This is a genomic window from Priestia sp. RMT2NF4, assembly GCF_047872835.1.
Lineage (GTDB): Bacteria > Bacillota > Bacilli > Bacillales > Bacillaceae_H > Priestia > Priestia zanthoxyli.
Window position 1 is genome coordinate 577,439 of sequence record NZ_JBLQZO010000003.1, and the last position, 26,987, is coordinate 604,425.

Sequence of the window (26,987 nt, forward strand, 5' to 3'; positions counted from 1 at the left end):
AAATTGGAATAATAAAGATTGAGCCTATTTATAAGAGGCGAAAGTACGCTGACAAGGGAAGAAGGGAATGAGAATTATTTTTAAAAGCAGAATCTGTTGGAGAAAATCTGATCGGTTTCTTTTTACCTGTGTTTATAAAGAGGAAATCGGGCTATATAAATAAAGATTGGAAAAATTTTCAGTCTAATTAAGTTCATTTGTAGCATATAATACGAGCTGGATTTCTTTTATAATAAACAAAAGCAAAGAAAGAGCAAATGGTGAAAAGGAGTGAAAGAAGTTGTCAAATGTGATGCAACGACAGGAAAAACGAATGAAGTTTGATGCCGAACAGCTTGCACCCCTTGATATTGATAAAGAGACAAAGAAGTTGCTAACAGAAAAAGGATTGCCCAAAGAAGCTTCACCATTTCTAGAGTTCGTTTCATCCAAAGGAAAGCTAACAACGCTATGCGAAACATTTGAGTTATCATCTCGCTACCAGCACTATTGGTTTTTAGGAACAACAGGGGCTGGAGATCCAATTTGTCTTCATCAAAAAAACGGTTCGGTTGTGCTGCTCGATACGTCCAACGATGACTGCGAGCGTTTCGTGAATACAACTTTTCCGCAGTTTTTAGCATGCTTAGATGTGTTTGAAGAGCTAGTAGAAGAAACGATTCAAGCGAACGGAGAATCTGCATACTTAGAGCGACACATTCCTGCTGAGGTGCTGCAGCGATGCAAAAAACGTATGAATGAAATTGATGAAGCTTGCTTAGCCCCTTATTCTTTTTGGTTCAAAGAACTTTCTTTTTAATAATATAGTAGAAAAATAGACATGGCCGTTTTGGTCATGTCTATTTAGTTGTGGCTGCAGGACTATTAATATAGATAGAATAAATAAAAATGATAGTATATAATGGATATAAATTCCTTTTTGGAGAGGGAGGAGAGTGTAAATGATTTCTTTATTTGGATTAATGGGTGCTTTCTTCGTGCTGCTTTTTGGTGCGTCGTATTTCTTCTATAGAAGGAACTCGCCCGTGCAGTACGGAATTTCACTTAGCAGCATGCTAATAAGCATATTTCTATTTCTATATAGCATATTTGGAGTTGGCGGCTTTGAAGGAATGGGTCTTGGTGCTTTAGCGGCTGCTTTGTTTTTGGCGTCGGTTCTGAGCTTGTTCGTCAGCGTTCTTTTTAATATCATAAATGGACGAGGGAAAGGTGCTGTATAAAATGGGAGAGCTAACCTTTAGAGAAGCAGTGCGAGAAGATTTGGATCAAATTGTTGAAATGCTCGCGGATGATATGCTCGGAAGCAAACGAGAGCGCTACGAATTACCGCTTCCAGACTGTTATGTCCAAGCATTTCAGGCAATTGATGCGGATCCAAACAATGAACTGATTGTCGCATGTAAAGATAGTGAAGTAATAGGTGTTCAACAACTAACCTTTACGCCCCACATTGCAAGACAAGGCGGGTGGAGAGCCACGATTGAAGGAGTTCGAACCGCTTCGTCACAGCGCGGAAAAGGGGTTGGCTATCAGCTGATTACATGGGCGATTGAACGAGCGAAAGAACGTAATTGTCAGTTAGTACAATTAACAACCGACAAGGAACGGTCAGAGGCTTTACGTTTTTATCAAAAGCTTGGATTCACAGCTTCTCATGAAGGATTAAAGCTCCATTTGTAATTGGCTGTTAATGGTTGTATCCCCGTGGTAAGAATTTTTTGATTAAAATGAATTTTTTCGTTTAGTTCAATTGAAACGTGGTATACAGATAGTACAGAGCCGATAGAAATTTTTCTAAGGCTACTGTGAATGGTAAATACTTAGCTTCATGAAGGGACTGGTTTAGTTTTGGAATACTTAACAGCAACTTCAGCAAACGTATTACCTCACATGAAAAGCAGATATTCTGATCTGACAATTGGCACTCTCGTTATGAACCGATATACGTAGCGAAAGGGCCCTACAAGGGCAAATGAACATGAAATAATTAGCATGATACGAAGGGAAGAATCTGCATCAGTTTTGATGCAGGTTCTTTTTTGTGAGATGCGGCAAGAAATCTTATACAAAACTTTGGCAGGAATTTATATGTAAAATCTATAAGTTAAGTATGGTAAATTATTTTAACATTACGGATGAAATCATACATACGATAATTATGAAAGAAGCTAAAACCCAGCTAGAACATTACTGAAAAAAAATCTTTAAATGAATGCACTACGAAATTTCTTATAACTTATTTGACACCTAAGGTATAAAAGAGTATACTTATGTTAAACATAGTAATTATGTCGGATAAGTAGGTTATGGTGCTGTGAACAAGACTTCTACTGATAAAGAGGAGATCTAGTCCAAATCGTACAGTCCGACTTTGATGAGATGCTTTTAAGCATCTTTTTTTTGTGCAAAAAAACAGCCGCAGGGGCTGTTATAGGGCAGTAATTCTTCCTTTGTAAGCATCAATCAACCGCTGGTTATGTTCATCTGAACCTTCCATGTTTCCGCTTAAAAAGACAGGAGGCGTGATGCCGCGGCTGAGCAGTTTTTGAATGGTTCTAGATAGGATATCGTTTAAGATAGCGCCTCCAATTACAGTAGAACCAGAAGCGAAGGAAATGTCTTGCTGATGAAGAAGAACGTCTCCTTTTGGAATATGATTATTAATAACAAGATCCACGACATCATGTAGGTATTTTCCGCTTTTATGTCGCGAAGCCCGGCTCGTGGCATAAGAAGGAGAGGTAAGCCCGATAACAAAGGCGCCTTTTTCTTTTGCAATTAAGGCCACGTCAATTGGAACGGGATTTACGCCCGACGTAGAAATCACAATCATGATATCGCCTGGTACGATATCTTCTTTTTCCATAAAGGTGGAGGCATAGTCGTTTTTACGCTCTAGCTGTGAAGAGCGCGAAGCTCCTTTATGAAGCATCAGTTCTTCTACAAAAATAGGATGAATCGGCGCAAGCCCTCCGGAACGGTAAAACACTTCTTCCGTTAAAATATGAGAATGACCGCACCCAAATAAATGAATGAGGTGATGAGAAGCTAATTGCTGTGAGATTTTCTCGGCTGCGGATTCCATTGCCTGCTGTTCATGCGCCTCCACTTTAGCAAGCAGTTTTGTTAGTTCCTGTAGATATAAACTAGACATAAAAAAACTCCTTAGTTAAGATCGTGTCATGTTAATCGTAAACTTATAGCGGTCTGCTCGGTACGAAGACTTCACCACTTCAAGCGGCGTGCCGTCTTGCAAATACGTATTTCTTTGAATCAATAGAACGGGTGAATATGAGCTGATTCCAAGATGCTTCACTTCGGTTTCAGAAGCTAAAATGGATTCTAACGTTTGATTGGCTTCGCCAATTTTCAGCCCGAGCTCTTCTTCAATATAGCGGTAGAGAGAGTCATTAACAATGGATTCCGTTAATCCTTTGACTAAGTTAGCGGATACATATACGCTTTCGAGCGCCATTGGCACGTCGTCAGCTAAACGAATACGCTTGATTTCATAAACAGGCGCATGAAGAGAAATTTGCAGCTGCTCGGCAATTTTTTCTGAAGCCGCAATGATTTCAAAACTTAGCAATTTACTGCTTGGCACCATTCCGCGCGCTTTCATATCTTCTGTAAAACTCGTTAATCCAACGAGCTGCTGCTCAAGTTTTTTTTCAGATACAAAGGTACCACGGCCTTTTTGACGATATAAATAACCGTCGTTTACTAAATTGTTAATTGCTTGGCGAACGGTCATTCTGCTGATTTCAAATCGTTCTGCAAACTCTCGTTCAGAAGGAAGCGAATCATTTGGTTTTAACTCTCCGTTTTCAATTTGTTTTTTTAACTGTTCTTCAATTTGATAATAAATCGGAAGAGGTGAGCTTTTATCAATCACGTGATTTCTCTCCTTTATGTAAACCCCCTCATCTAAAAGAGACGAGGAGGCTATAAATTAAACCATAGTCGATACTTTACTTAAAGCTTCTTGGTCCGCAATAATTGTAACACTGTGATGCTTCTTTAAAATAGAAGCAGGAAATTTTTCTGTGATTTCTCCGTTAAGCAGCTGATACATCGCTTCTGCTTTGGCTTCACCGGAGATAAGCAGTAAAATTTCTTTGCTTTTCATAATCGACTCAATTCCCATTGTAATAGCTTGAGTAGGCACTTCGTCAAGAGAATTAAAGTAGCGCGCATTCGCTTTTCGCGTTGACTCTTCTAATGTCACAATATGAGTAGGAGAGTTGAATGACGTACCAGGTTCGTTAAAGCCAATATGTCCGTTTTGGCCGATTCCAAGAATCTGAAGGTCAATGCCTCCGTGATTTTGAATCATCTCATCGTAGCGGCGGCATTCTTCTTCAGGCGTATCAGCTAGGCCATTAGGAACGTGCGTGTTGCTTACGTCAATATCAATGTGATTAAATAACGCATCTGCCATATAGTAGTGGTAGCTGTTTGGATCTTGCGGCTTCATTCCGACATATTCATCTAAGTTAAAGGAAGTAACTTGTTTGTAAGACGTGCCGTGCTCTTTATGATCTTGAATTAAACGATCATATAATCCTTTCGGCGTGCCTCCCGTTGCAAGTCCCAGATTCATATTTGGCTTTTCATGAAGTTTGCTAATCAGCATATCAGCTGCTTTTGCACTCATTTCACTGTAGTTTTTCACTTGGATGATATTCATTGTTAGTCCTCCTTTTGAAAGCTCAATGTGCCTCGGCAAAATGTCATTTCAACATCTAGGTTTTCATTTAACACCACGATATCCGCATCTTTTCCAATTTTGAGGCTTCCTTTTGTATCGAACAGATTAAGCTGTTTTGCTGGGTTTTCAGCAGTCATTTTTACGATGTCTTCTAATGAGCAGTTCGTAAAGCTCATCGTGTTTTTAATTGCATCGTTCATCTTTAAGATGCTTCCTGCTAACGTTCCATCTGCAAGGGTAGCCGTTGTGTCGTTTACGTGAACAGGCTGTCCGCCTAAATCATACGTACCGTTTTTTAGCCATTTGGCACGAAGAGAATCCGTGATAAGAATCATGCGTTCACTTGTAATTTGATCGTACGCAAGCTTGACCATTTCAGGTCGGCAGTGGATGCCGTCTGTAATCAGCTCTACAAATAATTCATTTCTCAAATAAGCGGCGCCTAATACGCCGGGCTCTCTATGGTGAAGACCGCGCATGCCGTTATATAAATGCGTAATATGAGAAGCTCCTGCTTCAATAGCTTCACCAACTTGATCATATGTGCTGTCGGAGTGGCCAATAGAAGCGACGACGTTTGTTTCTTTTAAATAAGAAGTAAGAGATAAGCCGTTTGGCTGCTCTGGAGCTAACGTAACAAGTTTAATATGTCCTCCGGCTGCTTTTTGCCATTCTTGAAACAGTGCCACATTCGGATCTTGAATGTGAGTAGGGGGCTGCGCGCCCGCACGTTTTGGTGAAATAAACGGACCTTCTAAGTGAATACCAACTACTTCAGCATCCGCATCTGTTTGCTCTTCGATATAAGTGCCCGCGTTGCGAAGTGCTTTTTCAACCGCTTCATTCGACTGCGTCATAGTAGTTGCTAAAAAGCTCGTTGTACCTTCTTTTGGAAGCGTGCGCGCCATTGTTTTTAATGCTTCTGCCGTACCGTCCATCGCATCGGCATTGTTAACGCCATGAATATGCACGTCAATGGCACCAGGAATCACTTTATAGGAAGGAGAAAGCTCAATTACATGGTCTTTCGGCTGACGTACGTATTGATGGATCTCTCCGATTTCAGTAATTTTCTTGTTCGTTAGTTTAATATACCCGTTTTTTAATGTCTGATTTTCACTATAAACGGTTACATTATAAATAATGATGGATGAATGTGTATCCATACATACACTCCTTTGCTCGTTGTATTGATTTAAGTGTAACGCTTTTTGGAATAGTTGTCTAGACCAGTTAATTCTTTTTTGTGAATTAGAAAGTTTTGTAAGGGCTTTTAACATTGATATAGAGAGGTTTTTAAAAAGAAAATTGGTATAGACAACTATATATTTTGTGTGCTAGTATGAGTCCATGCAGTAAAACCGCCTTCATTTCAGCTGATGATGTAATCATAGGCCGGGGATGAATGCGGTAACTTGTCATCCGATAAATATTGTTACGAAAATCCTTGCTCGTAACATCGGGTTAAATACGTTATACAAAGGGGATAGAAACATGCTGAATTTTTTACAACGTATTGGTAAATCGCTTATGCTGCCAATCGCAGTATTACCTGCTGCGGCATTGCTTCTTCGTTTGGGTCAAAAGGACTTATTAGATATTCCATTTATGGCTCAAGCCGGAGATGCGATTTTTGCGAATTTAGCACTACTGTTTGCACTCGGTATTGCTGTAGGGCTTTCAAAAGATGGAAGCGGCGCAGCAGCACTTGCCGGAGTGGTCGGTTATTTTGTGTTAACAAAAGGAACTGTAGCTATTGATAAAGATATTAATATGGGTGTACTCGGCGGGATCGTCTCGGGGGTAACGGCTGGTTTACTATACAATCGTTTCTCAGCGATTAAGCTGCCCGAGTGGCTCGGCTTCTTTGCAGGAAAGCGGTTTGTACCGATTATTACTTCAGTCGTTATGCTTGCGCTTGCAGGAATTTTCGGGGTTATTTGGCCGCCGATTCAAGATCAAATTAACAACTTAGGAACGTGGATTACAGGAGCAGGAGCGCTTGGTGCAGGTATATACGGATTTTTAAACCGTCTGTTGATTCCAATTGGACTGCATCACGTGTTAAACAGCTTAGTATGGTTTGTATTCGGGGACTATCACGGCGTAACGGGAGATTTGAATCGCTTCTTTAAAGGAGATCCAACGGCAGGAACGTTCATGTCTGGATTCTTCCCGGTTATGATGTTTGGTTTACCGGCAGCTGCGCTTGCGATGATTGCAGCAGCTAAAAAAGAAAAGCGCAAACAAGTCAGCGGTATGTTAATCGGACTTGCGGTTACATCTTTTTTAACAGGAATTACGGAACCAATTGAATTTCTATTTATGTTCGTAGCACCGCTATTATACGTTATTCATGCCGTTTTAACGGGAATTTCGATGGCTTTAGCCGTTGCTCTTGGCATTCACGCTGGATTTGGATTTTCAGCAGGTGCCATTGACTTCTTCTTAAACTACGGAATTTCACAAAAACCGCTGCTGTTAGCGGGAATTGGAATTGTATATGCGGTCATTTACTTTGTCATTTTCTACACGCTGATCAAAGCATTAAATTTAAAAACACCGGGACGTGAAGATGATGAAGAAGTAGACACATCAAACGAAACGGTTGTAGCAACAGGCGATAAATATGTGGATATGGCATCGTATTTTATTGAAGATTTAGGCGGAAAAGAAAACTTAACCGTAATTGATAACTGTGCGACTCGTCTTCGCTTACAAGTAGCTGATGCTAGCAATATTAATGAAGCTGCCTTAAAGCGCCACGGAGCGAGAGGAATCATGAAGCTCAATAAAACAAATGTTCAAGTCATTGTCGGAACAGAAGTAGAGTTTGTTGCAGACGCAATGAATCAATTAGTTAAATACGGCACAGCGTCAACCGCTGCGCCTGTTGAACAACAGGCTGTTCAAGCAGATGCACACACAGAGTTTGTTTTACCGTTTGAAGGCGTTGTAAAGCCGCTTAGTGAAGTGGAAGATCAAGTGTTTTCACAAAAGATGATGGGCGACGGCTTTGCGATTGAACCGATTGAAGGAACGCTCGTATCACCGATTAACGGTGAAGTCATGACCGTGTTCCCAACAAAACATGCGATTGGCTTAAAAACAGTAGAAGGAATTGAAATTCTGATTCACGTTGGATTAGATACTGTGAATTTAAAAGGAGAAGGATTTCAAGCGCTTGTTCAAGAAGGTGACAGCGTTCAACAAGGAACACCTCTTTTACAGGTGGATTTAGAGTATGTTAAAAAGCATGCACCGTCGATTGTGACACCGGTTGTATTTACCAACTTGCCAGCGGATAAAGAAGTGAAGCTGTTAAAAACAGGCTACCAAAAGCAAGGTACAAAAGACGTTATTACATTTTAATAAAAAGTCTGGAACAAACCTGTTCTAGTTAAAAGAAGATCCGAACGATTCATAGTTCGGATCTTTTTATTGTGATGGTGAACGTAGATTTAATCTATTTAGTTACTTCTGGCTGTTGATTGGAGGGCAAGGCGAAGACTCCTGCGGGAAAAGCGGAACAGGTGAGACCCCGCAGGAGCATAAGCGACGAGGAGGCTTACCGGCCGCCCGCGGAAAGCGAAGCCTTGCACGGAAATCAACAGCGTTGTTGCAAGCAATCAGCTCATGTATCCTATTTGTTCGTTTTTATATGGAGTGATCTAGTTACGTTTCAATCTCTTTTTCTTTTCTTCATAATTGAAAGAATTTTGTGTTAAAATTTAGGGTGTTTGATACAGCTAGTGCGCAGCAGAGAGGGAGTAGAACAAGTGAAAAAAGAAGTGGCATTATTCAAAGTAAAGGTGACAGCATGTTTATTATAGGAGCATTAGTCAATGGATTAGCAATTGTTGTCGGAACATTAATGGGCAAGCTTGCTCACCGCATTCCTGAAAAAGTAAGCGTGACGGTGATGCAAGTGATGGGTTTATCCGTTATCACCCTCGGTTTGCAAATGGGCTTTAAAAGTCATCAGTTTTTAATTGTAATTTTGAGTTTAGCCATTGGAGCGGTTATTGGTGAGTTCATTGATTTAGATGAAAAGCTAAACCTTTTAGGCAATATGATTGAACGAAAATTTCAATCACAGCAAAATGACAAGCAAACATTTAGTATGTCACAGGGCTTTGTGACAGGAACGCTAATTTTTGTTATTGGAGCGATGGCGATTGTAGGGGCATTAGACAGCGGAATACGAGGCGATCACAGCGTATTGTTTACGAAAGCGGTGATGGATGGGTTTATCTCATTGTTATTAACGACTACGCTTGGAATAGGCGTCATTTTCTCAGCGGTGCCCGTATTTCTGTACGAAGGTATCATTGCGTTATTTGCTACGCAAATTAATGCGGTTGTGCCGCAAGATTTAATGAATAGTATCATTGCCGAAGTCACAGGAGTAGGCGGCGTGTTAATTTTAGCAATTGGAATTAATTTATTAGAAATTATTAAAATTAAAGTTGCTAATTTACTGCCTTCGATTTTAATTGCGGTTGTGATTGTAGTTGTACAGCATACATATTTTTTATGAAGAAAAAGCTTGTGAATAGTATTCGCAAGCTTTTCTGTATATATGAGCAAAAGTTAAGGAAGTAGCAGGTATAAAGTGATACGTGGATAATGGTATAGGATGAACAGAAAAACAAAAAGGAGGATTAAAAATGCGGAGTCCTGTTTTCAACAAAATGAATACGGTATTTATCCACGTCTCCAATTTAAAGTCTTCAGTAAAATGGTATAGCGAGCTACTGAGTCAAGAATACAAGATGAGCGAGGTGAAGAACCCCGTTTATAATCTTAAAATTGATGGAGAAACAGGATTAACGCTAGACGCAGGACCTGAAAGAACAGAAAAACAAATAGTGGCTAGTCTCCATCCAATTTTTAATTTCCATACGGAAGATATTAAAGAAGCCTATGAATTTGTTAAAGGAATGGACTATACGATTGATTCTCCGATTACTTCTTTTGATGATTTTTCGTTTTTTACGATAAAAGATCCGGATGGACATGTGGTCATGATTTGTACAGGATAAGTAGTTAGCTCCAGAAGTTTAAGGTATAGTATACTAATAATAAAACCCTAATGATATGAAGTAAGGAGAAATACTGCTTATGAAAGACAATCAACAGATTACAGCTCTTATTGCTGCACAAGTGGAGAAGTTAGCACGTCAATTTGGCTATGACTTTTTATCTGAAAAACAAGGGAATCAAACGCTTTGTCAAATTCTTCAGCGAGATGAAGACGGATCTATTTTGGCAACGCCGCTTAGTTTTCATTTACATATGAATGAAGACAAAGGAACGGGAGATATTATTTACTACCATGAACAAGGGGAATTTAAGCGTCAGCAAGTGAATGTATATGAAGAAAATAGCCTTGTGAACGTGTTGTTGTTTATCCAAGAGCGGTTGAAAGTCAATCGATAAAAGACATATGCAAGAAAAAAAGCAGGGAGCTCCCTGCTTTTTTCTATGAATTGATATAGCGTAGTCCTACGCGATTATTAAAAATTTGGTTGTGATTTTTGAAGATAAAAGCACCTGCTGCGTGATCGATCACCAGCTCATTGTCGTACACTTCTTCCATGTCATCGTCAACAATAAACTCTAAGTCTTCAACCGTTACCACTTTTTCATAGGGTTGAAGGCTGCGCTTTGAGATGATCTTCATTTCGTAAATCGTATTAACAATATCGCAGCTCCCCCGATCAAAAGAAAGCTGAATCATTTGATTTTGTTCTACGTTCTGCAACGCTTCTTTTGCAGAAGGAGTGACGCGTATATTCATAAATGATATCCTCCTTTTTCTATCCTCAAATTAAATTGTGTGAAATGTATTTAGGAATACTTTATTCGATTTTTATGTCACGGGCAAGAAAAAAGCTTTCTCACTATTATTATTTCCCTTTCAAAACAGAACAAAACGCTGATGTTTTTATCATGTTTTCATAAAGACGTACATAGATATCACCTGTATGTGATGAAAGGAAAGAGGAAAAAACTGCGCTTTGTAATTCTTAGGTGTAAATACTTAATTATAGGAATATATTGTAAAAATACAAGAGGATAAGTCATTTACGTATTTTAATAGTTATTGAGATAGTTTTGAATAATTGGTTTTATTTTCAATATATTGGGTACTTAAGTAGAGTACTTTGCACACGATATTGCACCGAAAGACATCGGTTTATCGGACTAATTATTGTCTTATTTTGTCGAAGTAGTAGAATTTATGGAAACCATTCCTTATCATGTACAAAGTGACTAACAAAATACATAGGAGGTTCTGGTGTAGATGAGTGAGAAAGATCAAAACAGAACAACAGACGAAACAGCGGCTTCGCTAGAAACAGCGCCCGCTCCCAAAAAAGCGCCGGCTAAATGGATTATCATTTTGGCAGCTTTAATTGTGATTATTGGAGGAGTAATTACATTTGCTACGGTATTTAAAAAATCTCCTAAGCAATTATACTTAATTTCTGAAGTAAATACGTATCAAAAAGCAGCAGATGAATTAGAAACGAAGTACAGTGAAACGATGGCTTATCAGGAAAAAGCGATGAAGCAGCCTTCTACCACAAATGCTACTATCAAAGGCGGCTTTAACATGGATTCACTTTCGTATGATCCAAGCTTTAAAATGATTCAAGATCTTATCAGTAAAGCTGAAATTAAAATTAAAGCGGAACAAGATCCGAAAAAAAGTGAAGCATACGGTTCACTGGCTCTTAATATCGGCGGTTCAAAAGCGCTTGACCTAGAAGGCTTTCAAACGAAAGAAAGAATAGGCTTTAAAGCCCCGATTCTAGCAAACGAATATTTCTATTTAAACTTAGACGAATATGGACAGGTAGCGCGTAAGTTCGATCCTTCTTATTCAGGTCCTGAAACGCTTGATATTAACACAAGCAACGTGAGTTTAGAAGACTTAAAGTTAACGGAAAAAGAAAAGACCTACATTGCAAAAGAATACGGAACGTTCATTTATGATCAGCTAGACAGCGATTATTTTACAAAAGAAAAAAATGTAGATTATAAAACAAATGGCAAAACGCTTCAGTTAACAAGCGTGACGCTTAACATGTCTGACAAAGAAACAAAACAATTTATGGATAAGCTTATTGCGAAGGTAGCAAAAGATGACAAGCTTCATACTATCTATGCAAATCACGTGTCTAAGCTGTTTAAATCTTCAGCAGCGACAAATCCAGAATTAAAAGATATGGCAGATCCAAAAGAATTGAAAAAATCAGTAAAAGAAAGTCTTCAAGACTTCCAAAAAGAAGCAAAAGATACGACTTACCCTGGCGGTGTTAAATCAACTGTGTACGTTCAAGATGATGTTGTTGTAGCTCGTGATATGAACATGGGCGTAAAAAATACTTCTAACGATAAAGGAAAACTTAACGTCGTAACTAAAAATATTCCGTATGAAGATAACAAAACGGCTAAGCAGTTCAAAGCAGTCCTAACCGATAGCACTACCGATGATGCATTTACGTTTGATATGAAAAATGACGTAACAACGGAAAGTGAAAAGAGAAAAGAAAACATGTCTATTCATTTGTTAACAAAAGATTCAAAAGATGAAGACACGAATATGACGTTTAAAATGAATTCAGTAATCAACGGTAAAACCGATGCAAAACAGACGGCTGACCGTACTTTCTCTTTAGACTTAGGTGATCAAGAAGATCTAGTAGTAAACGGAGAAGTAAAGCAGAATCAAGCAATAAGTGCTTCAAAAGGAAAAGCAGATTATTCGTTTGATATTCGTACAAAAATAGGACCAAAAGCAGATCCTGCAAACGTTACGTTAAAAATTGACTCTGCTTCTCAATTAAAAAAATCAGCCTCTATTCCAGAGCTTGACGCATCTAATGCGACAAACGTAAAAGATGTAACGCCTGAAGATATGCTGTCGATTCAAGAAAACTTCGCTAAAAATGTTCAAGGTCTCATGATGAATATGGGAACCGCTGGTTACTAAAAGGTGCAAAGCAGATGAAGATATATTTCTCTTTGACTCTTTTTACATGTAAAGCTCTATTGAAAAATATAAAATCTCTCATACTGCTAATAATGATCCCTGCTCTGTTTTTACTTGGAGCAGGGATCATTATTAGTCAGACCATGCAAGGTGAGGAGAAAGTAAATCGGTTCCCCGTGGCCATTGTGGATAAAGATGATACTGCACAAACGAAGTACGTCATCGAACAGCTGACCGAAGGTAAGCTTCGCAAGATCATGAAGCCGCTTTATACGAATGAAGAGAAAGCTAAACAGCTGCTGCGAGAAAATAAAGTGGCAGCCATTGTAACGCTGCCAAAAGGTTTTAGTCACGATATTGCTCATGGGAAAAATCAGCCTTTACACGTCATTGGAAACAACAATAAGCCGCTTCAGTCACAGCTGTTTCGCTACGTGATGGAAAGTGCAGCCGACTACACGTCAGCTGCTCAAAGCGGTATTAATACGGTTGATGCCTTTTTAGAAAAAGAAAATGTTTCCGATGAAAAGAGACGCGCAGAATTTAAGAAGAGCTTAGTAACGTTTGGGCTTCATGTATTAGATAGAGGAAGTTTATTTGATGAACAAGTAGAAACGAGTTTCTTTCAGCAGGATATGAATCAATATTATGTGCTGTCTTTTGCTGCTTTGATGCTTATGATTTGGAGCTACGGCGGATGGCTGCTTGCTAGTGAAACGCAGACTTCTCCCGTGCTGGATCGAATGAAAACAAGAGGTGTATCGTTTCTTCGCATTTATTTAGCGCAGCTGACGGCTCTGTTTGTTCTTTTGCTACCGGTATCTGTCGTTTTGTTTGGAAGCCTCATTAAAGGACTGAAACTGCCTGTAACCGGTACGTACGGAGAGCTTTTTCTAGGGATAAGCGGAAGTTTGTTTGCTTTTTTATGTTTGTTTTTACTTCTTCGGGTTCTTTTTTTATCACAAAAAGCTTATCAACTAACCGGCATGCTGTTTATTTTGCTGAGTGCGATTTTAAGCGGACATGTTGTGCCGGTCGTCTATTTACCAGACTGGGCGAGTGGTTTTCAGAAATGGTCACTCAACACCCGCGTCTTGGAGCTGTTATTTTATGAATTTGATGGATATAACACAAACGAAGCTTTTCTTTACCTTAAGCCTATTCTCATTACGGCAGCAGGAAGTTTTGTTTTTGCTGTTGGCTACGTGATGACTTTGCAAAGGCGGTGGAGAAAATGATCAGTGAAAAAATAAAGCAGCTGCTGAAGCGTCCTATGCTTATTGTCATGATCTTCTTTTTACCTTTAATAGGAACGGTCATCAGCAGCTCATTTTTAGCAAAAGTACAAAGTGATTCAAAAATACCCGTTGCTCTTGTCGATCAAGACCACAGCAACATGTCTAAACAAGTGCTGGATCGACTGCGGAAAACAACAGAAATTCAGTTTCTTTCTATGAATGAAGAACAAGCGAGAAAGCAACTGGCAAAAAATAAAATTGACAGCATTTTTGTGTTTCCTAACGGATTTCAGCAAGAAGTAGAAGCGGGGAATTATCAAGGAGTCATTGATTTGCTTACGCTGCCTTCTTCCGTTGCGACAGAAGCGGTTCGAGAAGTCGTGGCCAGTGAAGTGACACGGTTAACGACAAATGTTAAAGCCGCAAATGAAGTGCGTTTTTTATATAAAGTCTATCACATTCATGTAGGACCGGATTTATGGAAAGAAGCGTATCACTATACCGATAACCAGTGGAAACCAAAGCCGCTGATGACAATTGATTACGAGGCGCAAGGAACGAAGAAGCATAAGAAGCAAGGGAGCGTTCAAATGACCGGATACGTGCCGCTATGGGGATTTTTTACGCTTTTACTTTGCTGCATCACATCAGATTGGATGATTAAAGAGCGGAGTCATCTTTTTAAACGAATGAAGACGATGCAAAAAGGACTTTATGGTTATATTCGAAGCGTCAGCGCCGCTTATGCTGTTTTGTACGTGCTTCAAGCTCTCATCAGTTTTGCTCTATTTAAATGGCTGTATGGAGCAGAGTCTTACGGTGTGCTGCTGTATATGTGTATCTATGTGATCACATGCGTTGCTTTTAGCACGTGGCTTGCAAGTGAAAGTCAGCGAGTTGGCTCTTATTATATGATCAGCGTCGTCATGGTCACAGGACTCAGCATAATAGGAGGGAGCTTTTTCCCGGTAGGAGAGCTTTCTGCAACGATTGAAAGAATAAGTCAGTGGCTTCCGCAGCATCTGCTTCTGTATCAGCATGCGCTGCCGCTTACGCTCATTTGGAAAGAGATAGCTGTTTCCATTGCATGCATATGTTTGTGCGCGTTTAAAATAGTGTGGAATGTGAGGAGCATCAAATGATTGAAATTAACAATGTTAGCAAAACATACGGAAAAAAACGTTCGTTAGCAAATGTTACGCTGACCGTAGAAAGTGGAGAAGTCATTGGTCTTTTAGGACCAAACGGCGCTGGTAAGTCAACGCTTCTGTCTATTTTGTCTACCATTACGGCTCCTTCAAGCGGTAATGTCACGATTGGAGGCTTATCGCTTAAGAAAAATCAAAAAGCGATACGAGAAGTCATTGGCTACGTTCCACAAGACATAGCGCTGTGGGAAGAGCTTAGCGTAAAAGAAAACATGAAAATGTGGAGCAAAATGACTTCACGCTCTCTGTCGAATGAACAGCTTCAGTCTCTTTGCTCAGCTGTACAGCTCGAAGGAAGATGGAAGGAAAAAGTGAAAAATTTATCAGGAGGCATGAAGCGAAAGCTAAATATAGCCGTTTCGCTTATTCATGAACCGTCCGTTTTGTTAATGGATGAGCCAACAGTCGGAATTGATTTGCAGTCAAAGCTTGAGATTATCCGCTATATCAAACAGCTGGCGGCAAAAGGAAAGACGATCATCTATATTACCCATGATTTGAATGAAATCTTAGGCGTGTGTGATCGGTTTGCGGTCTTAAAGGAAGGAAAGCTGGAGTTTGTCGGCACGATGGACCAAGCGAAGGAAAAGACTGGAGAAGAGGCAGAAGAGAACGTTGTGTATAAGCTGCTGCATGATTAAGAGTAAGCAATCATAAAAAAAGAGCCGCTTCGTGAAGAAGCGGCTCTTTCTATTATGCTTGTGTAACTTCTTGTTCTGGTGAATGGCTTTCAGGCTGCACGCGTTCTTCCTCAGGAAGGGCACGTACTTCCACTTCTTTCATTTGGTGACCGTCCATTTCTTTTGCAATAAACTCGTATCCAAAAAGTTTGAACGATTCGCCTTCTTGAATATCGATATTTTGCATCAGCATCCAGCCGCCGATTGTATCGATATCATCGTTTTCAATTTCGATATGAAGCACTTCGTTGACTTCTTCAAGCAGTACTTTTGAGTTAAAGACAAAGTGCTGATCGTTGATTTTTTGAACAAGCGGCTTTTCATCTGTATCAAACTCATCTCGAATTTCTCCAACGATTTCTTCTAAAATATCTTCAACGGTAACGATACCAGCCGTACCGCCGTACTCGTCAATCAACACGGCCATATGTGTACGTTTCTTCTGCATCGAGCGCAGTAGGTCTTGAATCGCTACGGTTTCAATTACTTGAATAATAGGATTCATATAAAGCTTCACGCTTTGCTTTTTTAACGCATCGTTAATTACGACATCGTTTAGAATCTCTTTGACGTTGACTAAGCCGATAATGTTATCTTTATCTCCGTCAACGGTAACAGGGTAACGGGTGTAGCGATCTTCTACAGCAAGCTTTAAGAAATCTTCAATGCTGTCGTCTTCAGAAACAGCTGAAATTTCTGTTCTTGGTACCATGATTTCGCGAGCAACACGGTTATCGAATTCGAAAATGTTGTTCACGTACTTATATTCAGACTGGTTAATTTCCCCGCCTTTAAAACTTTCTGATAAAATAATGCGCAGCTCTTCTTCACTGTGCGCAAGTTCATGCTCTGAAGCTGGCTTTAATCCAAACATACCAGTTAATAAACGGGCAGAACCATTTAGTAACCAAATGAAAGGGAACATGATTTTATAGAATAAAATTAACGGACGAGCAAACAATAACGTAACTGTTTCAGCTTTTTGAATCGCAAATGTTTTTGGCGCTAATTCACCAACGACTACGTGAACAAACGTTACAAGCGCAAATGCGATAATGAATGAAAGAATATGTGTTAAAGATGCAGCAACACCAAGTTCTTCAAACAGAGGTTCCAAAATCTTCGCAACAGTCGGTTCTCCTAACCAACCGAGTCCTAAAGCAGTAATCGTAATACCAAGCTGACACGCAGATAAATACTCATCTAAGTGTGTCGTTACGGTTTTAACCGCATTCGCTCCTTTTTTGCCTTCAGCAACAAGTTGATCTACCCGTGAACTACGAAGCTTCACAATTGCAAACTCTGAAGCAACGAAAAAAGCAGTGAGTACAATTAAAATCGCAAAAATAATTAAGTTAATGGTTATCAATGAATATACTTACTTTATAGTGCTATAAAGTAAGTAAACACCTCCTGTAAATAATAAATTTACGACAGCAGCAGCAGTAAAGAGTGCAAAAGAGTGACGCTTTCTGGTGAAAGCCGATTCATCATTACTTTTCGATCTTCTTCGTTAAGCTTTTCCATAAGCGGTGCAACTTCTTTTAAACTGTCGTTTAGTACGTAAAATTTGGATGCTAATTCGTCTTTGGAGTGGCTATTCTCGGATTGCTCTACAGAAAAGAGAGAAGAAATCTCTTCAAGAGAACGGCCTTCGCTTTTTAATTTTTCAATTAAGTAAAGACGTTTCAGCGCCTCTTCGTTATAAAAGCGATAGTTAGAAGCAGAGCGTTCTGCTTTTAACAACCCAATGTTAGTATAATAGTCAACCGTGCGCTTCGTTACATGTGCCATCTCTGCAAGTTCGCCAATTTTGTATGTCGCAACCCCATCAGAATACCACCTCCTTTAACTATGTCAACCATCACGTGATGGTTTTTATCTACGCAACTATTTATCTTTTATCCTATCGTAATTAAGTATACGCACGTAAGATCAAAAAGTTTCATTTTTTTATTAGCATTCAGTATATCTCAAAATAAGGTAGTTTGACAAAGATTTTATAAAAAAAACTCGCTTATATTAAGCGAGTTTTTTAGTAGGATGACGTACGATAATGTGCATGCGTTCATACACATATTGAATACGTTCAGTATATTCTATGAACTCAGAGCTCATTGGAGATAGCTGATCAGCAATACGGTGCATAATAGCAGCTTCTTCTTTTAACGAATCTAAATTTTGAGTTCGGTCAATTCTAGATTTAAATGTTAACGAAATCATGTTATTCACCTCGTTGTTATATTACTTGTTATGAGACACTATGTCCGTGACTTTTATCACTCTAGTCAAAGGTGATAACGTAATTATTTGATGTTTGCCGGCATTTTGTGTAGGATGATTAGAAAAGGGTTTTTATGGGAGAATGAAATGAATTTAAAACGAATGCACCACGTAGCCATTATAGGAAGTAATTATGAACGTTCAAAAGCTTTTTATGTAAATGTGTTAGGATGCAAGATTATAGAAGAAACATATAGAAAAGAAAGAGATTCATATAAGCTAGATTTAGAAGTAGCTCCTGGCTATCAAATTGAGTTGTTCTCGTTTCCAAATCCACCACAGCGTCCTTCAAGACCTGAAGCGTGCGGCTTACGCCATTTAGCTTTTGCGGTTGAAAGCGTAGAGGATTCCAAGCGTGAACTAGAGCAGCAAGGGATTGATGTGGAACCTATTAGGGTAGATGAACTAACGGGAAAAAAATTCACATTTTTTGCTGATCCGGACGGGTTACCGCTAGAGCTTTATGAAGAGAAAGAGGGGGAATAAGGAGTATGTGCAATTATTTATTCGTATACGGAACGCTTCTTGAAGGAGAAGGTAATCACGGGTTGCTGCATCATGCGCGCTCAATTGCCAAGCAGGCAAAAACGAAAGGAAAATTATATGATACTAAGCAAGGCTATCCGATGCTTGATATCGACAGTGAACACATTGTATACGGAGAAGTATATGAAGTGACCGATCAGCTTATGTGGAAGGCGCTTGATGAATTAGAAGGGTACATTCACGAAGGTCATAAAGACAATGAATATGATAAAGTTGTGCAAACGGTTGAAACGGACCAAGGTGAATTTGAAGCCGTTGTATATGTAGCAAGAGACCGTTCTCTGCTGCAAGAATTTATCCCAGGCGGAAACTGGCGCGTATGGAAAGAAGATTTATTAGAAGGCATGCTGTATTTTGCTTACGGTTCATGTATGGATAACGATCGTTTTATTAAGCACGGCGTTGATCAGCATTTCCAAGACTGTCTTGGCAGAGCTGTTTTTAAAGGCTATACGCTTCGGTATAACCACGTTATTCATGACGGAGGACGTGCAGACATGGTTGAAGAAGGCGGAGTTGTTGAAGGCAAACTGTACCGCGTGCCGCCCGAAGCAATTACGTATTTGTATGGCAGAGAAGGGGTAGATAATAACGGCTATCGTCCTGCTATTATTTCTGTCGAGCATGAAGGTAAGATGGTGGATCATGTTCTTACTTTTTTTGTGTTAAATAAAGAAAAAGAAGTCGCACCTCCGGATCACTATTCGACTGAAATTATTCGAGGAGCAACAGGTGTACTCAGCGAAGAATACGTTCAGAAGCTAATAGAGCAAGTACATGCGCTAAAAAATAGCGATGTTGTAAATAATTAATATAAAAAGACGCAGGGACAAAAGTAGTTTAGCTGAAGAAAGCTCCGAACGAGTAATCGTTCGGAGCTTTTCATTGTTATGGTGAACGCAGTCCAGATCATTGATCCCATTTGTTCGTCTCAAGGTTGGATTGATTTTGTTATGTTCTCTGTTGCATTAGCTAAAGGAAACAGAGAATTCTGTTTGAAATACACCGTCTTTTGATAAACGGTTGATGCCTAATTTTTCTTTGAAATTTCCGTTGTGGTCATGCGTATCTGCAATTCCAAACCAAGGTTCGATGCAAAGAAAAGGAGCGATTGTATGATTTTCTGCATCATACTTTGACCAAATACCGACATACGGGAAATCATTAAACTGAACGTTAATTTGATTTTCATTAACCGGTGATTTAATTGTAATTCCGTCAATATGGCTAAAAATTAACGCGTCATTTGCAAATAAATCTGCGCTTAGCGGCAGCTTGTGCAAGTTTTCTGCAGCCCCTTTTTCATGAATAAGAGCGTCTTTTAATACAAATTCCTTCGGCGTAGTTTCAGAAGGCTCTATTTCTAAAAAGTAATCAGAAATCTGCTCGTTTTCACGTAACGGAATACGAAAAGCAGGGTGGGCTCCAATTGAAAAATACATATCCTCTTTATCTTCATTTACTACTTTCCACTGAAACGTTAATCGATTGTTTTCCAGGCGGTAGCTAATTTCAACTGAACATTCAAATGGATATACGTCTTTAAACCGGCCGTTTGTGGCAAATTTCAGTCGTGCTGTTTCGTTTGTTTGCTCAATCACGGTGAAAGTAGAATCACGTAAAAAGCCGTGCTGAGGCAAAGAGTATTCGTGCTGATCAACGGTATACTGATCATTTTTTAATCGGCCTACGATTGGAAACAATACGGGCGATACTCGTCCCCAATAAGCGGGGTCTCCGCTCCACATAAACTGCAGGCCTTTTTCTTTATGAAATACTTCTACAACTTCCGCTCCTTTTTCTTCAACGCTGACTTTCATTTCGCTATTTTCTAGTACAATCATTACAACATCTCCCAAATCATTGTTGTACGCTAGAGCTGTCTCAAACGTACTGGCTTTGCTTATATTATACCCTTCTTGGCAAAAAAGGTATTAATTTCCCTATTTTTGTTCAAATTAATATAGAAAAAGGAGGGTTCAAATATGAATCATGCAACATTATTGCTCATTAAATTTGCAGCGGCACTTATTGCGTTTGGTATAGGCCTTGATTTATTTTTTGATGCAACCATCGGAGACATTATTTCTTTTAGCTTGCTAACGACAGTTGTGACATATCTAGTAGTGGATCGAATTGTACTGCCTCGAGTGGGCAACCGTGATGCCATTATTGTTGAATTTGTTCTAACATATATGAGCGTATGGATTTTTGGCACATTGTTATTAGACAGTTACGTTCAAATTGCTTGGGGAAGTATTATTTCTGCAGCAATTATTACATTTGCCGAGGTTTTTGTTCACCGCTACTTATTCAACCATATTGAAACAAAGCATACAGCGAGAACGCGCCCGGCTTTTAAACGAAAACTAGCGTATGACACAGAATTTGCAGAAGAACAGCATGTAGAAAACAAAGAAAATCCAAAATAAAAAGAGGCTGGAACAAAAGTGTTTTAGCTGAAGTGAAAAACGAACCACTAATCAACATGTCTGACTGATTAGTGGTTCGTTTTTGTTTGTTATGGTGAACATAGGTTTCATTTGTTTCGTTCTTTCTAGCAGTTGATTGGAGGGCAAGGGGAAGACTCCTGCGGGAAAAGCGGAACAGCTGAGACCCCGCAGGAGCGTGCGCGACGAGGAGGCTCAGCGCCCGCCCGCGGAAAGCGAAGTCTTGCACGGAAATCGACTGCGGTGTCACAAGCGGTTCAGCTCATGTATCCCATTTGTTCGTCTTTAGGTTGGATTCATTTGGTTATGTCTCAACCTCTTTTTATGTGTTAATGCATAAAAGTCATTTCGTTTAAAGGCCAATATTTCATGTTGACTTCTCCCATGATTGAAGAAATGGGAGTGAGGCCAAAATGTCTTCCGTCCCGGCTTATGCGTCTGTTGTCACCTAGCACTAATACGTATCCATCCGGTATCGTGCCGTCTGGAGACAGTTCGTACGTGGAAAAGTTTTCAGTGAGTCGCTCGTAAGCAGGTACTTTGGATAAATATTTATGAAGATGCGGCTCTTTTTTGACTTTGTTATTTATATACAGAACATCATCTTTGTATTCAACCGTTTCTCCAGGTAAGCCGACAATCCGCTTTACTAGAAAATCACTGCTATAGGGAGCTTGCAAAACAACAATGTCAAAGCGCTCCAGCTTGCTGTGTTTGTTAATAATAATTCGATTGCCTTCGTGCAAAATAGGCTTCATAGAATCGCCTTTTACAGTGTAGGGCTGAAACCAATAGTGCTGAACGACAACAGAAAGCAAAACGGTGCCGAGGATGACGCTTGTGTATGTAAGAATTTCACGCTTTATTTTTTTATTGATCATAATGGATGAACACCTTCTTAACGGTAAGACTATCAATTTAGGTTTTTCATAGAGATATAACAGTGTTGATTGTACCATTCAGAACTAAAGTTTTCCATATCTATCTGTTTATGCGTGTATCCCGAAAATATGCTTGGCGGAACAAAAAATGAAAAAAGCCGTTATTCTAGAAAATAACGGCTTTTCTTTATTATAACTGAGCGCGCTCAGTTCGAGTAGCTGGTTGATTTGGTTCTTCTTCCACAACAGGCTCAACAGGCTTATGCTGCTTGATTTCTTCTTCCAGTTCAGCAATTCGCTTGTTTTTCTGTTTCACTTGTCCTCTTAGTTGAACAATTTTCACAAAGCTCAATGAAGCAGCAACAACTCCTCCAAACACAGCCGTTGTTAAGATGATTAAAATAAGAGGCCATTTTTGTGAACCAAATACATAGTTAAATTGTACAGGATCGTTGTTAATTACAGCTAAAACAGCAATGATAAGAGCAAATATAAGTCCTAAAATAAAAAAGCTCTGTCCTTTCATAAGCTGCACTTCCTTTCTTTTACAACTTTTATAGCAAAACTGCTTACCTTAAGTGTTTGCCATCTTGCTTATAGGTATACGTATCCACATTTAAACAAAATCAAACATTTTCTTGATTATATATATCTTTCTTTTAAAAGACAATATATCGATTGGTGTAGAAAGTTTGACATGTCCAAAGACCTGGTAGAGTGGAATTTCTGAGGGGAGGGAGTGGGTATAATACTTCATTGTCATAAAAAAAGCACGCGTTCGCCGCGTGCTTTTTTTATGTATAAACTTAAAATGCGTTTAGGGTGTTATCGCTTAACCACTGTTTGCGTTCAGCTGCATCTTCGAATAACTCATCTGCATTTGTAAATTGAGAAGCAATGACATATTCAATTGTTGCAAGAGGAGCTGTTAGCAAACGCCAGTTTAATACAATTGTATTATCTTGAGTCGTAGCGTATTCTTCACCTAACTCGTCCCACTTAACAGATTCAGGAGCATTGTCAGCTGCTTTTTTAACAGATTTCAAAGCTTCTTGGAATTTTTCACCTGCGCGGCCTTGGTACCATTCTGTTAATAGTTGTCCAATACCTTCATTTGTTTGCTGCTCGTTCCAGCTTTCAGGTACTGTAGCAATGAATTTTGCACGGAATGTCATTTCAGCCTTTGCTACATCTCCACGAACGATGTTTAAGCGGTATTGACGCCCTAGGTAAGGGAATTTGTCTCCTTCTTCAAAAGAACCAGTTTTAGCTGCAGAAGCTGCTGCTTTAGGAGCCTCTTTTTTAGCTGTTTCTTTTTTTACTGCTTCTTTCTTTGGAGCAGCTGGCTTTTCCTCAGCTGGTTGTGAACCGTTTAGTTGTTTTAAAATCCATGTTGCTTTGCGTGCGATGATTGAACGCACATTGTTTTCATTAAGACCTCTTGGGATAATAACTTTTACCCCTTCTTTGTCACAAATTTGCACCGTGATATCGGTTCTATTTGGAACGACTTCAATTTTGTAGTCAATTGTTTGATTGCCTGTTTGATACGTATACATAAAATTTTTCGTACTCCTTTCTACAAATCTTCATTTTATAAGCAAAGGTAGAGTTTGGTCAAATGAAAGAATAATCAGACAGTTATCAACTGCTGTTGCAGCGCCTTGCAGGAAGATATGTATTCCAATATTTAGTGGAAAAGCGCCAATAATAATTGTTTCAATTCTTCTTTAGTTTTTACAAAAAAATATAAAAATATGCCGATACTACTAATATAGATTAGACATTCTATGTCTTTAGATTGTATAGGGGATGAAAAAATGAAAAAAGCTTTTCAAAGTTTACGCATGAAAATGCTATGTATGATTGCAGCCATGATGGCCATAACATCTACTGTAATTGAAGTAACCAATTATTATCTTATTGTGAAACAAGAGCAAGCAGCTTCGATTACGCTAGTGATTACATTTCTGTTTGTTTCTTTTACAACTACCGTGTTCTATTTTATCATACGTCGCTACATAATTGCGGTTGAAAATTTGTCAAAAACAATGAAAGGGATTTCAAACGGCGATTTATCTGTAGATGTTGTTCCTTTGAAAGGGAAAAATGAGATTAGTACACTCATATCTTCATTTAATGAAATGATGACTCACATGAGAATGCTGCGTCAGAAAATAAGTAAAACAAAGAGCACGGTCAGTCATTCCTCAGAGCAATTGCTTGTAAGCATGGAGGAAACAAAAACAGCTGTCACAGAAGTTACGATGTCTATTCAAGAAATTGCTGCGGGTTCTGATAAGCAGTTGCTAAGTGTGGTTGAAACCGAGCAAGCTATGGTGGATATGGCCAAGCTGCTTCAGAAAATGACTGATCATTCTTCAAAGGTACAACAATCGATGAACAGAGCCTCTGAACATGCTTCTACCGGAAATGTTGCGGTGAAAGATGTGACGAATCAAATGAATAAAATCTATGAAACCGTTAAGATATCGACCAGTGAAGTAAAGGGACTCGAAGATCGTTCCGCAGAGATTGGCCGCATTATTAATACGATTACAAGAATTGCTGAACAAACAAATCTTCTTGCACTTAATGCTGCTATTGAAGCTGCAAGGGCTGGAGAACATGGAAAAGGTTTTGCTGTAGTGGCAGGGGAAGTACGTAAGCTAGCGGAAGAATCTAAAACGTCCGCTATACAAATCAGTCATTTGTTAAAAGAAATTGAAGTACAGGCAAAGCGGGCTTATCGAAACATGGAAGTGAATACGGAAGAAGTCACGCTTGGTATTGCCACTGTCGAAGATGTAACGCAACAGTTTTCCACAATTATGGAAGATGTCTTTGCCGCTCAAGAACAAATGAACAAAATGACAAAGGCAACAGGAGAGATTGATGGGTATTCGTTTAAGGTAATGGAGTCCGTCATGGCCCTTTCAGAGGTTGCTAAACAAGCAGCTGCTTACGCTGAAGAAGTAGCTGCGGCTTCACAAGAGGAGTTAGCATCTATAGAAGAACTTGTGATGTTGGCAGCTAATTTAAAAGCTACGGTAAGTGAGTCCTGAAGTCTATCTTGATATGTACGTAATACGCGCAGTTTTCTGCGTGTATTCGTTTTATTTATATCTTTTATAGAAAACGATAAATAGAATTGACACGTTATCAAAGCAGTTGTATAGTGAGTACGCAAGGCGGCAGTCTGTCTTTTTTAATTCTTAGTAAACTTATAAGTTAAATAAAATATTTAAGTACTATATAAGGAGACAAAGAGATGAAAAATGAATTCCGTTTGGCAACAAATGACGACGCGGATAACTTATTGAACTTAACTCTACAAGCATATAAGCCTATCCGAGAGCTAGGCATTCCTTTCTTAGCAGCTACTGCTGATCTTGCCCTCGTTAAGAAAAATATTTCTCAAAACCTTTGCTATGTATATGAAGAAGAGAAAAGAATCGCTGCTACTGTGTCGATACGAATGCCTTGGGGAGAACATCCAGGTCCGTTTGCTGTTCCGCACTTTTGGTGGTTTGCAGTGGACCCGTCGTTTGCCAGGAAAGGCGTTGGATCTAAGCTGCTTCATCTAGTAGAGGAAGAGGTAATAAAAAATACGTTTAAATCGCCAGGTGTGTCTTTAGGAACAGCAAAAGAACATCCTTGGTTAGTTGAGATGTATGAACGAAAAGGATATGTTCAAGCTAAAGAAAAGCACCTTGCAGAAGGCTATACGACCGTATTTCTTTATAAAAAATTCAATGAGGTACACTCTTTGTCATAAAAGATAGAGAAGTGGTCTAAATTAAGAAATGTGAAAGAGTGATAAATATGACAGATCAATTACTACTAAATACGCTAATAGACATACGCCGTGAGCTGCACCGGTTTCCAGAGCTTTCAATGAAAGAATATGAAACAACTAAACGTATTAAAAAGTGGTTAAAGCACTACGATATTTCTATAGCGGATGCATTCCATTTAGACGTGGGAGCAGTAGCGGAAATTGTGGGAGGAAAGCCGGGACCTACTATCGCTATTCGAGCTGATATTGATGCGCTGCCAATTGAAGAAAAAACCAATCTGCCATTTGCTTCTGAAGTGAACGGTGTTATGCACGCATGCGGACATGATTTTCATACGGCTTCTATAATCGGAGCAGCCATTCTTCTCAAAGAGCGTCAGCAGGAGCTTTGCGGTACGGTTCGATTTATCTTTCAACCGGCCGAAGAAACGGCTTCTGGGGCAAAAATGCTCGTTGAAAAAGGTGTGCTCGAAGGAGTAGAAGCGATATTTGGGATGCATAACAAACCGAATCTTCCTGTAGGAACCATTGGTGTCAAATCGGGACCTTTAATGGCAAGTGTTGATCGTTTTGAAATTGACGTCAAAGGAGTAGGCGGTCACGCAGGTATTCCAGAAAAAACAGTAGATCCGATTGCTGCTGCTGGTCAAATTGTTACTAGTTTACAAACCATTGTCAGCCGTAATCTCAGCCCATTTCAAAATGTTGTTGTCAGCATAACTCAAATCCACGGAGGGAGCTCGTGGAACGTCATTCCTGACAAAGTAACGCTTGAAGGAACGGTGCGTACCTTTCAAGAAGAAGCGAGAGAAAAAATACCGGCTCTTATGAAACGATCTGCTGAAGGGATTGGAGCAGCTTTCGGGGCTTCAGTAGACGTTAAATGGTATCCGTATCTTCCTGTAGTAAACAATGATGATACGCTGGAAAAATTGGTTATTAACGCTGCAGAGAATCTTAGTTATCAAGTCGTAGAAGCTGAACAATCGCCTGGAGGAGAAGATTTTGCCGTATATCAGCAGCGTGTACCAGGATTTTTTGTATGGATGGGTACGGCTGGAGAATATGAATGGCACCACCCTTCTTTTTCATTAAATGAAGAGGCATTACTTGTAGCAGCTTCTTATTTTTCTAATCTAAGCTTTGACTTTTTGAATTCATTCCATTACCAAAAAAATTAAAATAT

General features: G+C 39.3%; 31 protein-coding genes. 19 read left to right on the forward strand and 12 right to left on the reverse strand.

The window, feature by feature from the left end; all coding sequences use genetic code 11:
• Positions 1 to 289: 289 nt before the first annotated feature.
• From ACMX9J_RS16360 to ACMX9J_RS16370, 3 genes are all read left to right on the forward strand, one after another.
• Entirely contained in the window at positions 290 to 799 is a 510-nt protein-coding gene (locus ACMX9J_RS16360) for an SUKH-4 family immunity protein (RefSeq protein ID WP_223546654.1), read from the forward strand.
• Positions 800 to 941: 142 nt separating this feature from the next.
• Positions 942 to 1,220 (forward strand): YesK family protein, encoded by a 279-nt coding sequence (locus ACMX9J_RS16365; protein ID WP_274863452.1) that lies wholly within the window; start codon positions 942 to 944, stop codon positions 1,218 to 1,220.
• 1 nt (position 1,221) lies between these two features.
• Positions 1,222 to 1,680: a GNAT family N-acetyltransferase gene (locus tag ACMX9J_RS16370; RefSeq protein ID WP_416226023.1), complete on the forward strand. Its 459-nt coding sequence runs from the start codon at positions 1,222 to 1,224 to the stop codon at positions 1,678 to 1,680.
• Positions 1,681 to 2,428: 748 nt separating this feature from the next.
• Here the strand turns inward: ACMX9J_RS16370 and ACMX9J_RS16375 are convergent.
• Genes ACMX9J_RS16375 through nagA form a run of 4 tightly spaced genes read right to left on the reverse strand, consistent with a single transcriptional unit; the run spans position 2,429 to position 5,877 of the window.
• A complete protein-coding gene (locus ACMX9J_RS16375; RefSeq protein WP_014461150.1) occupies positions 2,429 to 3,154 on the reverse strand; it encodes an SIS domain-containing protein in 726 nt (241 codons plus the stop codon).
• 15 nt (positions 3,155 to 3,169) lie between these two features.
• Positions 3,170 to 3,895, reverse strand: a complete 726-nt coding sequence (locus tag ACMX9J_RS16380; protein WP_013055880.1) for a GntR family transcriptional regulator — start codon at positions 3,893 to 3,895, stop codon at positions 3,170 to 3,172.
• Positions 3,896 to 3,952: 57 nt separating this feature from the next.
• Positions 3,953 to 4,690, reverse strand: a complete 738-nt coding sequence (nagB, locus tag ACMX9J_RS16385) for a glucosamine-6-phosphate deaminase (RefSeq protein ID WP_228307592.1) — start codon at positions 4,688 to 4,690, stop codon at positions 3,953 to 3,955.
• Positions 4,691 to 4,692: 2 nt separating this feature from the next.
• Positions 4,693 to 5,877 (reverse strand): N-acetylglucosamine-6-phosphate deacetylase, encoded by a 1,185-nt coding sequence (nagA, locus tag ACMX9J_RS16390; RefSeq protein WP_416226024.1) that lies wholly within the window; start codon positions 5,875 to 5,877, stop codon positions 4,693 to 4,695.
• 328 nt (positions 5,878 to 6,205) lie between these two features.
• On the opposite strand from nagA, the gene nagE reads away from it, so the two are divergent.
• The 5 genes from nagE (at position 6,206) to ACMX9J_RS16415 (ending at position 10,153) form a co-directional block, all read left to right on the forward strand.
• The gene (gene nagE / locus ACMX9J_RS16395; protein WP_028414222.1) at positions 6,206 to 8,083 is read left to right on the forward strand and encodes an N-acetylglucosamine-specific PTS transporter subunit IIBC; all 1,878 of its coding nucleotides are present in this window, start codon (positions 6,206 to 6,208) and stop codon (positions 8,081 to 8,083) included.
• A 115-nt stretch (positions 8,084 to 8,198) separates the two neighbouring features.
• A complete protein-coding gene (locus ACMX9J_RS16400; RefSeq protein ID WP_416226025.1) occupies positions 8,199 to 8,381 on the forward strand; it encodes a hypothetical protein in 183 nt (60 codons plus the stop codon).
• Positions 8,382 to 8,531: 150 nt separating this feature from the next.
• Entirely contained in the window at positions 8,532 to 9,251 is a 720-nt protein-coding gene (locus tag ACMX9J_RS16405; RefSeq protein ID WP_033579488.1) for a DUF554 domain-containing protein, read from the forward strand.
• Positions 9,252 to 9,381: 130 nt separating this feature from the next.
• A complete protein-coding gene (locus tag ACMX9J_RS16410; protein WP_217599496.1) occupies positions 9,382 to 9,756 on the forward strand; it encodes a VOC family protein in 375 nt (124 codons plus the stop codon).
• 79 nt (positions 9,757 to 9,835) lie between these two features.
• Complete coding sequence (locus ACMX9J_RS16415; RefSeq protein ID WP_013082157.1) at positions 9,836 to 10,153, forward strand: hypothetical protein; 318 nt, start codon at positions 9,836 to 9,838, stop codon at positions 10,151 to 10,153.
• Positions 10,154 to 10,196: 43 nt separating this feature from the next.
• Here ACMX9J_RS16415 and ACMX9J_RS16420 read toward each other — a convergent pair whose 3' ends face one another.
• On the reverse strand, positions 10,197 to 10,514 hold the full coding sequence (locus ACMX9J_RS16420; RefSeq protein ID WP_028414219.1) for an iron-sulfur cluster biosynthesis family protein: 318 nt from the start codon (positions 10,512 to 10,514) through the stop codon (positions 10,197 to 10,199).
• A 507-nt stretch (positions 10,515 to 11,021) separates the two neighbouring features.
• Here ACMX9J_RS16420 and ACMX9J_RS16425 point away from each other — a divergent pair.
• From ACMX9J_RS16425 to ACMX9J_RS16440, 4 genes are read left to right on the forward strand one after another with little or no spacing between them, the layout of a single operon-like run.
• A complete protein-coding gene (locus ACMX9J_RS16425) occupies positions 11,022 to 12,716 on the forward strand; it encodes a hypothetical protein (protein WP_416226026.1) in 1,695 nt (564 codons plus the stop codon).
• Between the two features lie 14 nt (positions 12,717 to 12,730).
• Entirely contained in the window at positions 12,731 to 13,954 is a 1,224-nt protein-coding gene (locus ACMX9J_RS16430; protein WP_416226027.1) for an ABC transporter permease, read from the forward strand.
• Complete coding sequence (locus ACMX9J_RS16435; RefSeq protein WP_228307600.1) at positions 13,951 to 15,096, forward strand: ABC transporter permease; 1,146 nt, start codon at positions 13,951 to 13,953, stop codon at positions 15,094 to 15,096. The genes ACMX9J_RS16430 and ACMX9J_RS16435 overlap by 4 nt, the downstream gene beginning before the upstream one ends.
• Positions 15,093 to 15,803 (forward strand): ABC transporter ATP-binding protein, encoded by a 711-nt coding sequence (locus tag ACMX9J_RS16440; RefSeq protein WP_228307602.1) that lies wholly within the window; start codon positions 15,093 to 15,095, stop codon positions 15,801 to 15,803. Before ACMX9J_RS16435 ends, ACMX9J_RS16440 begins: the two co-directional genes overlap by 4 nt.
• A gap of 52 nt (positions 15,804 to 15,855) precedes the next feature.
• Here the strand turns inward: ACMX9J_RS16440 and ACMX9J_RS16445 are convergent, their stop codons facing one another.
• The 3 genes from ACMX9J_RS16445 to ACMX9J_RS16455 form a co-directional block, all read right to left on the reverse strand.
• On the reverse strand, positions 15,856 to 17,211 hold the full coding sequence (locus ACMX9J_RS16445) for a hemolysin family protein (protein ID WP_028414214.1): 1,356 nt from the start codon (positions 17,209 to 17,211) through the stop codon (positions 15,856 to 15,858).
• Between the two features lie 59 nt (positions 17,212 to 17,270).
• Entirely contained in the window at positions 17,271 to 17,636 is a 366-nt protein-coding gene (locus ACMX9J_RS16450; RefSeq protein ID WP_033578339.1) for a MerR family transcriptional regulator, read from the reverse strand.
• A gap of 228 nt (positions 17,637 to 17,864) precedes the next feature.
• The gene (locus tag ACMX9J_RS16455) at positions 17,865 to 18,065 is read right to left on the reverse strand and encodes a hypothetical protein (protein WP_028414212.1); all 201 of its coding nucleotides are present in this window, start codon (positions 18,063 to 18,065) and stop codon (positions 17,865 to 17,867) included.
• A 147-nt stretch (positions 18,066 to 18,212) separates the two neighbouring features.
• Here ACMX9J_RS16455 and ACMX9J_RS16460 point away from each other — a divergent pair, with 147 nt between their 5' ends.
• Entirely contained in the window at positions 18,213 to 18,611 is a 399-nt protein-coding gene (locus ACMX9J_RS16460; RefSeq protein WP_014461134.1) for a VOC family protein, read from the forward strand.
• 5 nt (positions 18,612 to 18,616) lie between these two features.
• Entirely contained in the window at positions 18,617 to 19,483 is an 867-nt protein-coding gene (locus ACMX9J_RS16465) for a gamma-glutamylcyclotransferase (RefSeq protein WP_140450289.1), read from the forward strand.
• A gap of 156 nt (positions 19,484 to 19,639) precedes the next feature.
• On the opposite strand, the gene ACMX9J_RS16470 is transcribed toward ACMX9J_RS16465, so the two are convergent.
• The gene (locus ACMX9J_RS16470; protein WP_228307604.1) at positions 19,640 to 20,515 is read right to left on the reverse strand and encodes an aldose 1-epimerase family protein; all 876 of its coding nucleotides are present in this window, start codon (positions 20,513 to 20,515) and stop codon (positions 19,640 to 19,642) included.
• A gap of 141 nt (positions 20,516 to 20,656) precedes the next feature.
• Between ACMX9J_RS16470 and ACMX9J_RS16475 the strand changes: the two genes are divergently transcribed.
• Together ACMX9J_RS16475 and ACMX9J_RS16480 are read left to right on the forward strand one after the other, a co-directional pair.
• Positions 20,657 to 21,103 carry a YndM family protein gene (locus ACMX9J_RS16475; protein WP_016763336.1) on the forward strand — a complete coding sequence of 149 codons (447 nt, stop codon included), beginning with the start codon at positions 20,657 to 20,659 and terminating at the stop codon, positions 21,101 to 21,103.
• A gap of 132 nt (positions 21,104 to 21,235) precedes the next feature.
• Positions 21,236 to 21,454: a hypothetical protein gene (locus ACMX9J_RS16480; protein ID WP_223546435.1), complete on the forward strand. Its 219-nt coding sequence runs from the start codon at positions 21,236 to 21,238 to the stop codon at positions 21,452 to 21,454.
• Here ACMX9J_RS16480 and lepB read toward each other — a convergent pair.
• From lepB to ACMX9J_RS16495, 3 genes are all read right to left on the reverse strand, one after another.
• Positions 21,451 to 22,002 (reverse strand): signal peptidase I, encoded by a 552-nt coding sequence (gene lepB / locus ACMX9J_RS16485; RefSeq protein ID WP_223546437.1) that lies wholly within the window; start codon positions 22,000 to 22,002, stop codon positions 21,451 to 21,453. The genes ACMX9J_RS16480 and lepB overlap by 4 nt on opposite strands.
• Before the next feature lie 190 nt (positions 22,003 to 22,192).
• On the reverse strand, positions 22,193 to 22,528 hold the full coding sequence (locus ACMX9J_RS16490; RefSeq protein ID WP_014461129.1) for a LapA family protein: 336 nt from the start codon (positions 22,526 to 22,528) through the stop codon (positions 22,193 to 22,195).
• 280 nt (positions 22,529 to 22,808) lie between these two features.
• The gene (locus ACMX9J_RS16495) at positions 22,809 to 23,561 is read right to left on the reverse strand and encodes a M48 family metallopeptidase (RefSeq protein WP_028414208.1); all 753 of its coding nucleotides are present in this window, start codon (positions 23,559 to 23,561) and stop codon (positions 22,809 to 22,811) included.
• A gap of 261 nt (positions 23,562 to 23,822) precedes the next feature.
• Here ACMX9J_RS16495 and ACMX9J_RS16500 point away from each other — a divergent pair, with 261 nt between their 5' ends.
• The 3 genes from ACMX9J_RS16500 (at position 23,823) to ACMX9J_RS16510 (ending at position 26,982) form a co-directional block, all read left to right on the forward strand.
• Complete coding sequence (locus tag ACMX9J_RS16500; RefSeq protein ID WP_186819738.1) at positions 23,823 to 25,067, forward strand: methyl-accepting chemotaxis protein; 1,245 nt, start codon at positions 23,823 to 23,825, stop codon at positions 25,065 to 25,067.
• A 206-nt stretch (positions 25,068 to 25,273) separates the two neighbouring features.
• Positions 25,274 to 25,780, forward strand: coding sequence for a GNAT family N-acetyltransferase (locus ACMX9J_RS16505; RefSeq protein WP_155010302.1), 507 nt, complete (start codon positions 25,274 to 25,276; stop codon positions 25,778 to 25,780).
• A 47-nt stretch (positions 25,781 to 25,827) separates the two neighbouring features.
• Positions 25,828 to 26,982, forward strand: coding sequence for an amidohydrolase (locus ACMX9J_RS16510; protein ID WP_416226028.1), 1,155 nt, complete (start codon positions 25,828 to 25,830; stop codon positions 26,980 to 26,982).
• Positions 26,983 to 26,987 lie beyond the last annotated feature (5 nt).

What these genes read in the sequence shown, in the direction of transcription:
- ACMX9J_RS16490 (WP_014461129.1), bottom strand. Translation starts at nt 22,528, where the DNA reads ATGAAAGGACAGAGCTTTTTTATTTTAGGACTTATATTTGCTCTTATC.
- ACMX9J_RS16420 (WP_028414219.1), bottom strand. Translation starts at nt 10,514, where the DNA reads ATGAATATACGCGTCACTCCTTCTGCAAAAGAAGCGTTGCAGAACGTA.
- ACMX9J_RS16415 (WP_013082157.1), top strand. Translation starts at nt 9,836, where the DNA reads ATGAAAGACAATCAACAGATTACAGCTCTTATTGCTGCACAAGTGGAG.
- ACMX9J_RS16460 (WP_014461134.1), top strand. Translation starts at nt 18,213, where the DNA reads ATGAATTTAAAACGAATGCACCACGTAGCCATTATAGGAAGTAATTAT.
- ACMX9J_RS16430 (WP_416226027.1), top strand. Translation starts at nt 12,731, where the DNA reads ATGAAGATATATTTCTCTTTGACTCTTTTTACATGTAAAGCTCTATTG.
- ACMX9J_RS16450 (WP_033578339.1), bottom strand. Translation starts at nt 17,636, where the DNA reads ATGGCACATGTAACGAAGCGCACGGTTGACTATTATACTAACATTGGG.
- lepB (WP_223546437.1), bottom strand. Translation starts at nt 22,002, where the DNA reads ATGATCAATAAAAAAATAAAGCGTGAAATTCTTACATACACAAGCGTC.
- ACMX9J_RS16435 (WP_228307600.1), top strand. Translation starts at nt 13,951, where the DNA reads ATGATCAGTGAAAAAATAAAGCAGCTGCTGAAGCGTCCTATGCTTATT.
- ACMX9J_RS16425 (WP_416226026.1), top strand. Translation starts at nt 11,022, where the DNA reads ATGAGTGAGAAAGATCAAAACAGAACAACAGACGAAACAGCGGCTTCG.
- ACMX9J_RS16455 (WP_028414212.1), bottom strand. Translation starts at nt 18,065, where the DNA reads ATGATTTCGTTAACATTTAAATCTAGAATTGACCGAACTCAAAATTTA.
- ACMX9J_RS16375 (WP_014461150.1), bottom strand. Translation starts at nt 3,154, where the DNA reads ATGTCTAGTTTATATCTACAGGAACTAACAAAACTGCTTGCTAAAGTG.
- ACMX9J_RS16495 (WP_028414208.1), bottom strand. Translation starts at nt 23,561, where the DNA reads ATGTATACGTATCAAACAGGCAATCAAACAATTGACTACAAAATTGAA.
- ACMX9J_RS16500 (WP_186819738.1), top strand. Translation starts at nt 23,823, where the DNA reads ATGAAAAAAGCTTTTCAAAGTTTACGCATGAAAATGCTATGTATGATT.
- nagE (WP_028414222.1), top strand. Translation starts at nt 6,206, where the DNA reads ATGCTGAATTTTTTACAACGTATTGGTAAATCGCTTATGCTGCCAATC.
- ACMX9J_RS16510 (WP_416226028.1), top strand. Translation starts at nt 25,828, where the DNA reads ATGACAGATCAATTACTACTAAATACGCTAATAGACATACGCCGTGAG.
- nagA (WP_416226024.1), bottom strand. Translation starts at nt 5,877, where the DNA reads ATGGATACACATTCATCCATCATTATTTATAATGTAACCGTTTATAGT.
- ACMX9J_RS16405 (WP_033579488.1), top strand. Translation starts at nt 8,532, where the DNA reads ATGTTTATTATAGGAGCATTAGTCAATGGATTAGCAATTGTTGTCGGA.
- ACMX9J_RS16410 (WP_217599496.1), top strand. Translation starts at nt 9,382, where the DNA reads ATGCGGAGTCCTGTTTTCAACAAAATGAATACGGTATTTATCCACGTC.
- ACMX9J_RS16365 (WP_274863452.1), top strand. Translation starts at nt 942, where the DNA reads ATGATTTCTTTATTTGGATTAATGGGTGCTTTCTTCGTGCTGCTTTTT.
- ACMX9J_RS16470 (WP_228307604.1), bottom strand. Translation starts at nt 20,515, where the DNA reads ATGATTGTACTAGAAAATAGCGAAATGAAAGTCAGCGTTGAAGAAAAA.
- ACMX9J_RS16505 (WP_155010302.1), top strand. Translation starts at nt 25,274, where the DNA reads ATGAAAAATGAATTCCGTTTGGCAACAAATGACGACGCGGATAACTTA.
- nagB (WP_228307592.1), bottom strand. Translation starts at nt 4,690, where the DNA reads ATGAATATCATCCAAGTGAAAAACTACAGTGAAATGAGTGCAAAAGCA.
- ACMX9J_RS16370 (WP_416226023.1), top strand. Translation starts at nt 1,222, where the DNA reads ATGGGAGAGCTAACCTTTAGAGAAGCAGTGCGAGAAGATTTGGATCAA.
- ACMX9J_RS16440 (WP_228307602.1), top strand. Translation starts at nt 15,093, where the DNA reads ATGATTGAAATTAACAATGTTAGCAAAACATACGGAAAAAAACGTTCG.
- ACMX9J_RS16465 (WP_140450289.1), top strand. Translation starts at nt 18,617, where the DNA reads ATGTGCAATTATTTATTCGTATACGGAACGCTTCTTGAAGGAGAAGGT.
- ACMX9J_RS16475 (WP_016763336.1), top strand. Translation starts at nt 20,657, where the DNA reads ATGAATCATGCAACATTATTGCTCATTAAATTTGCAGCGGCACTTATT.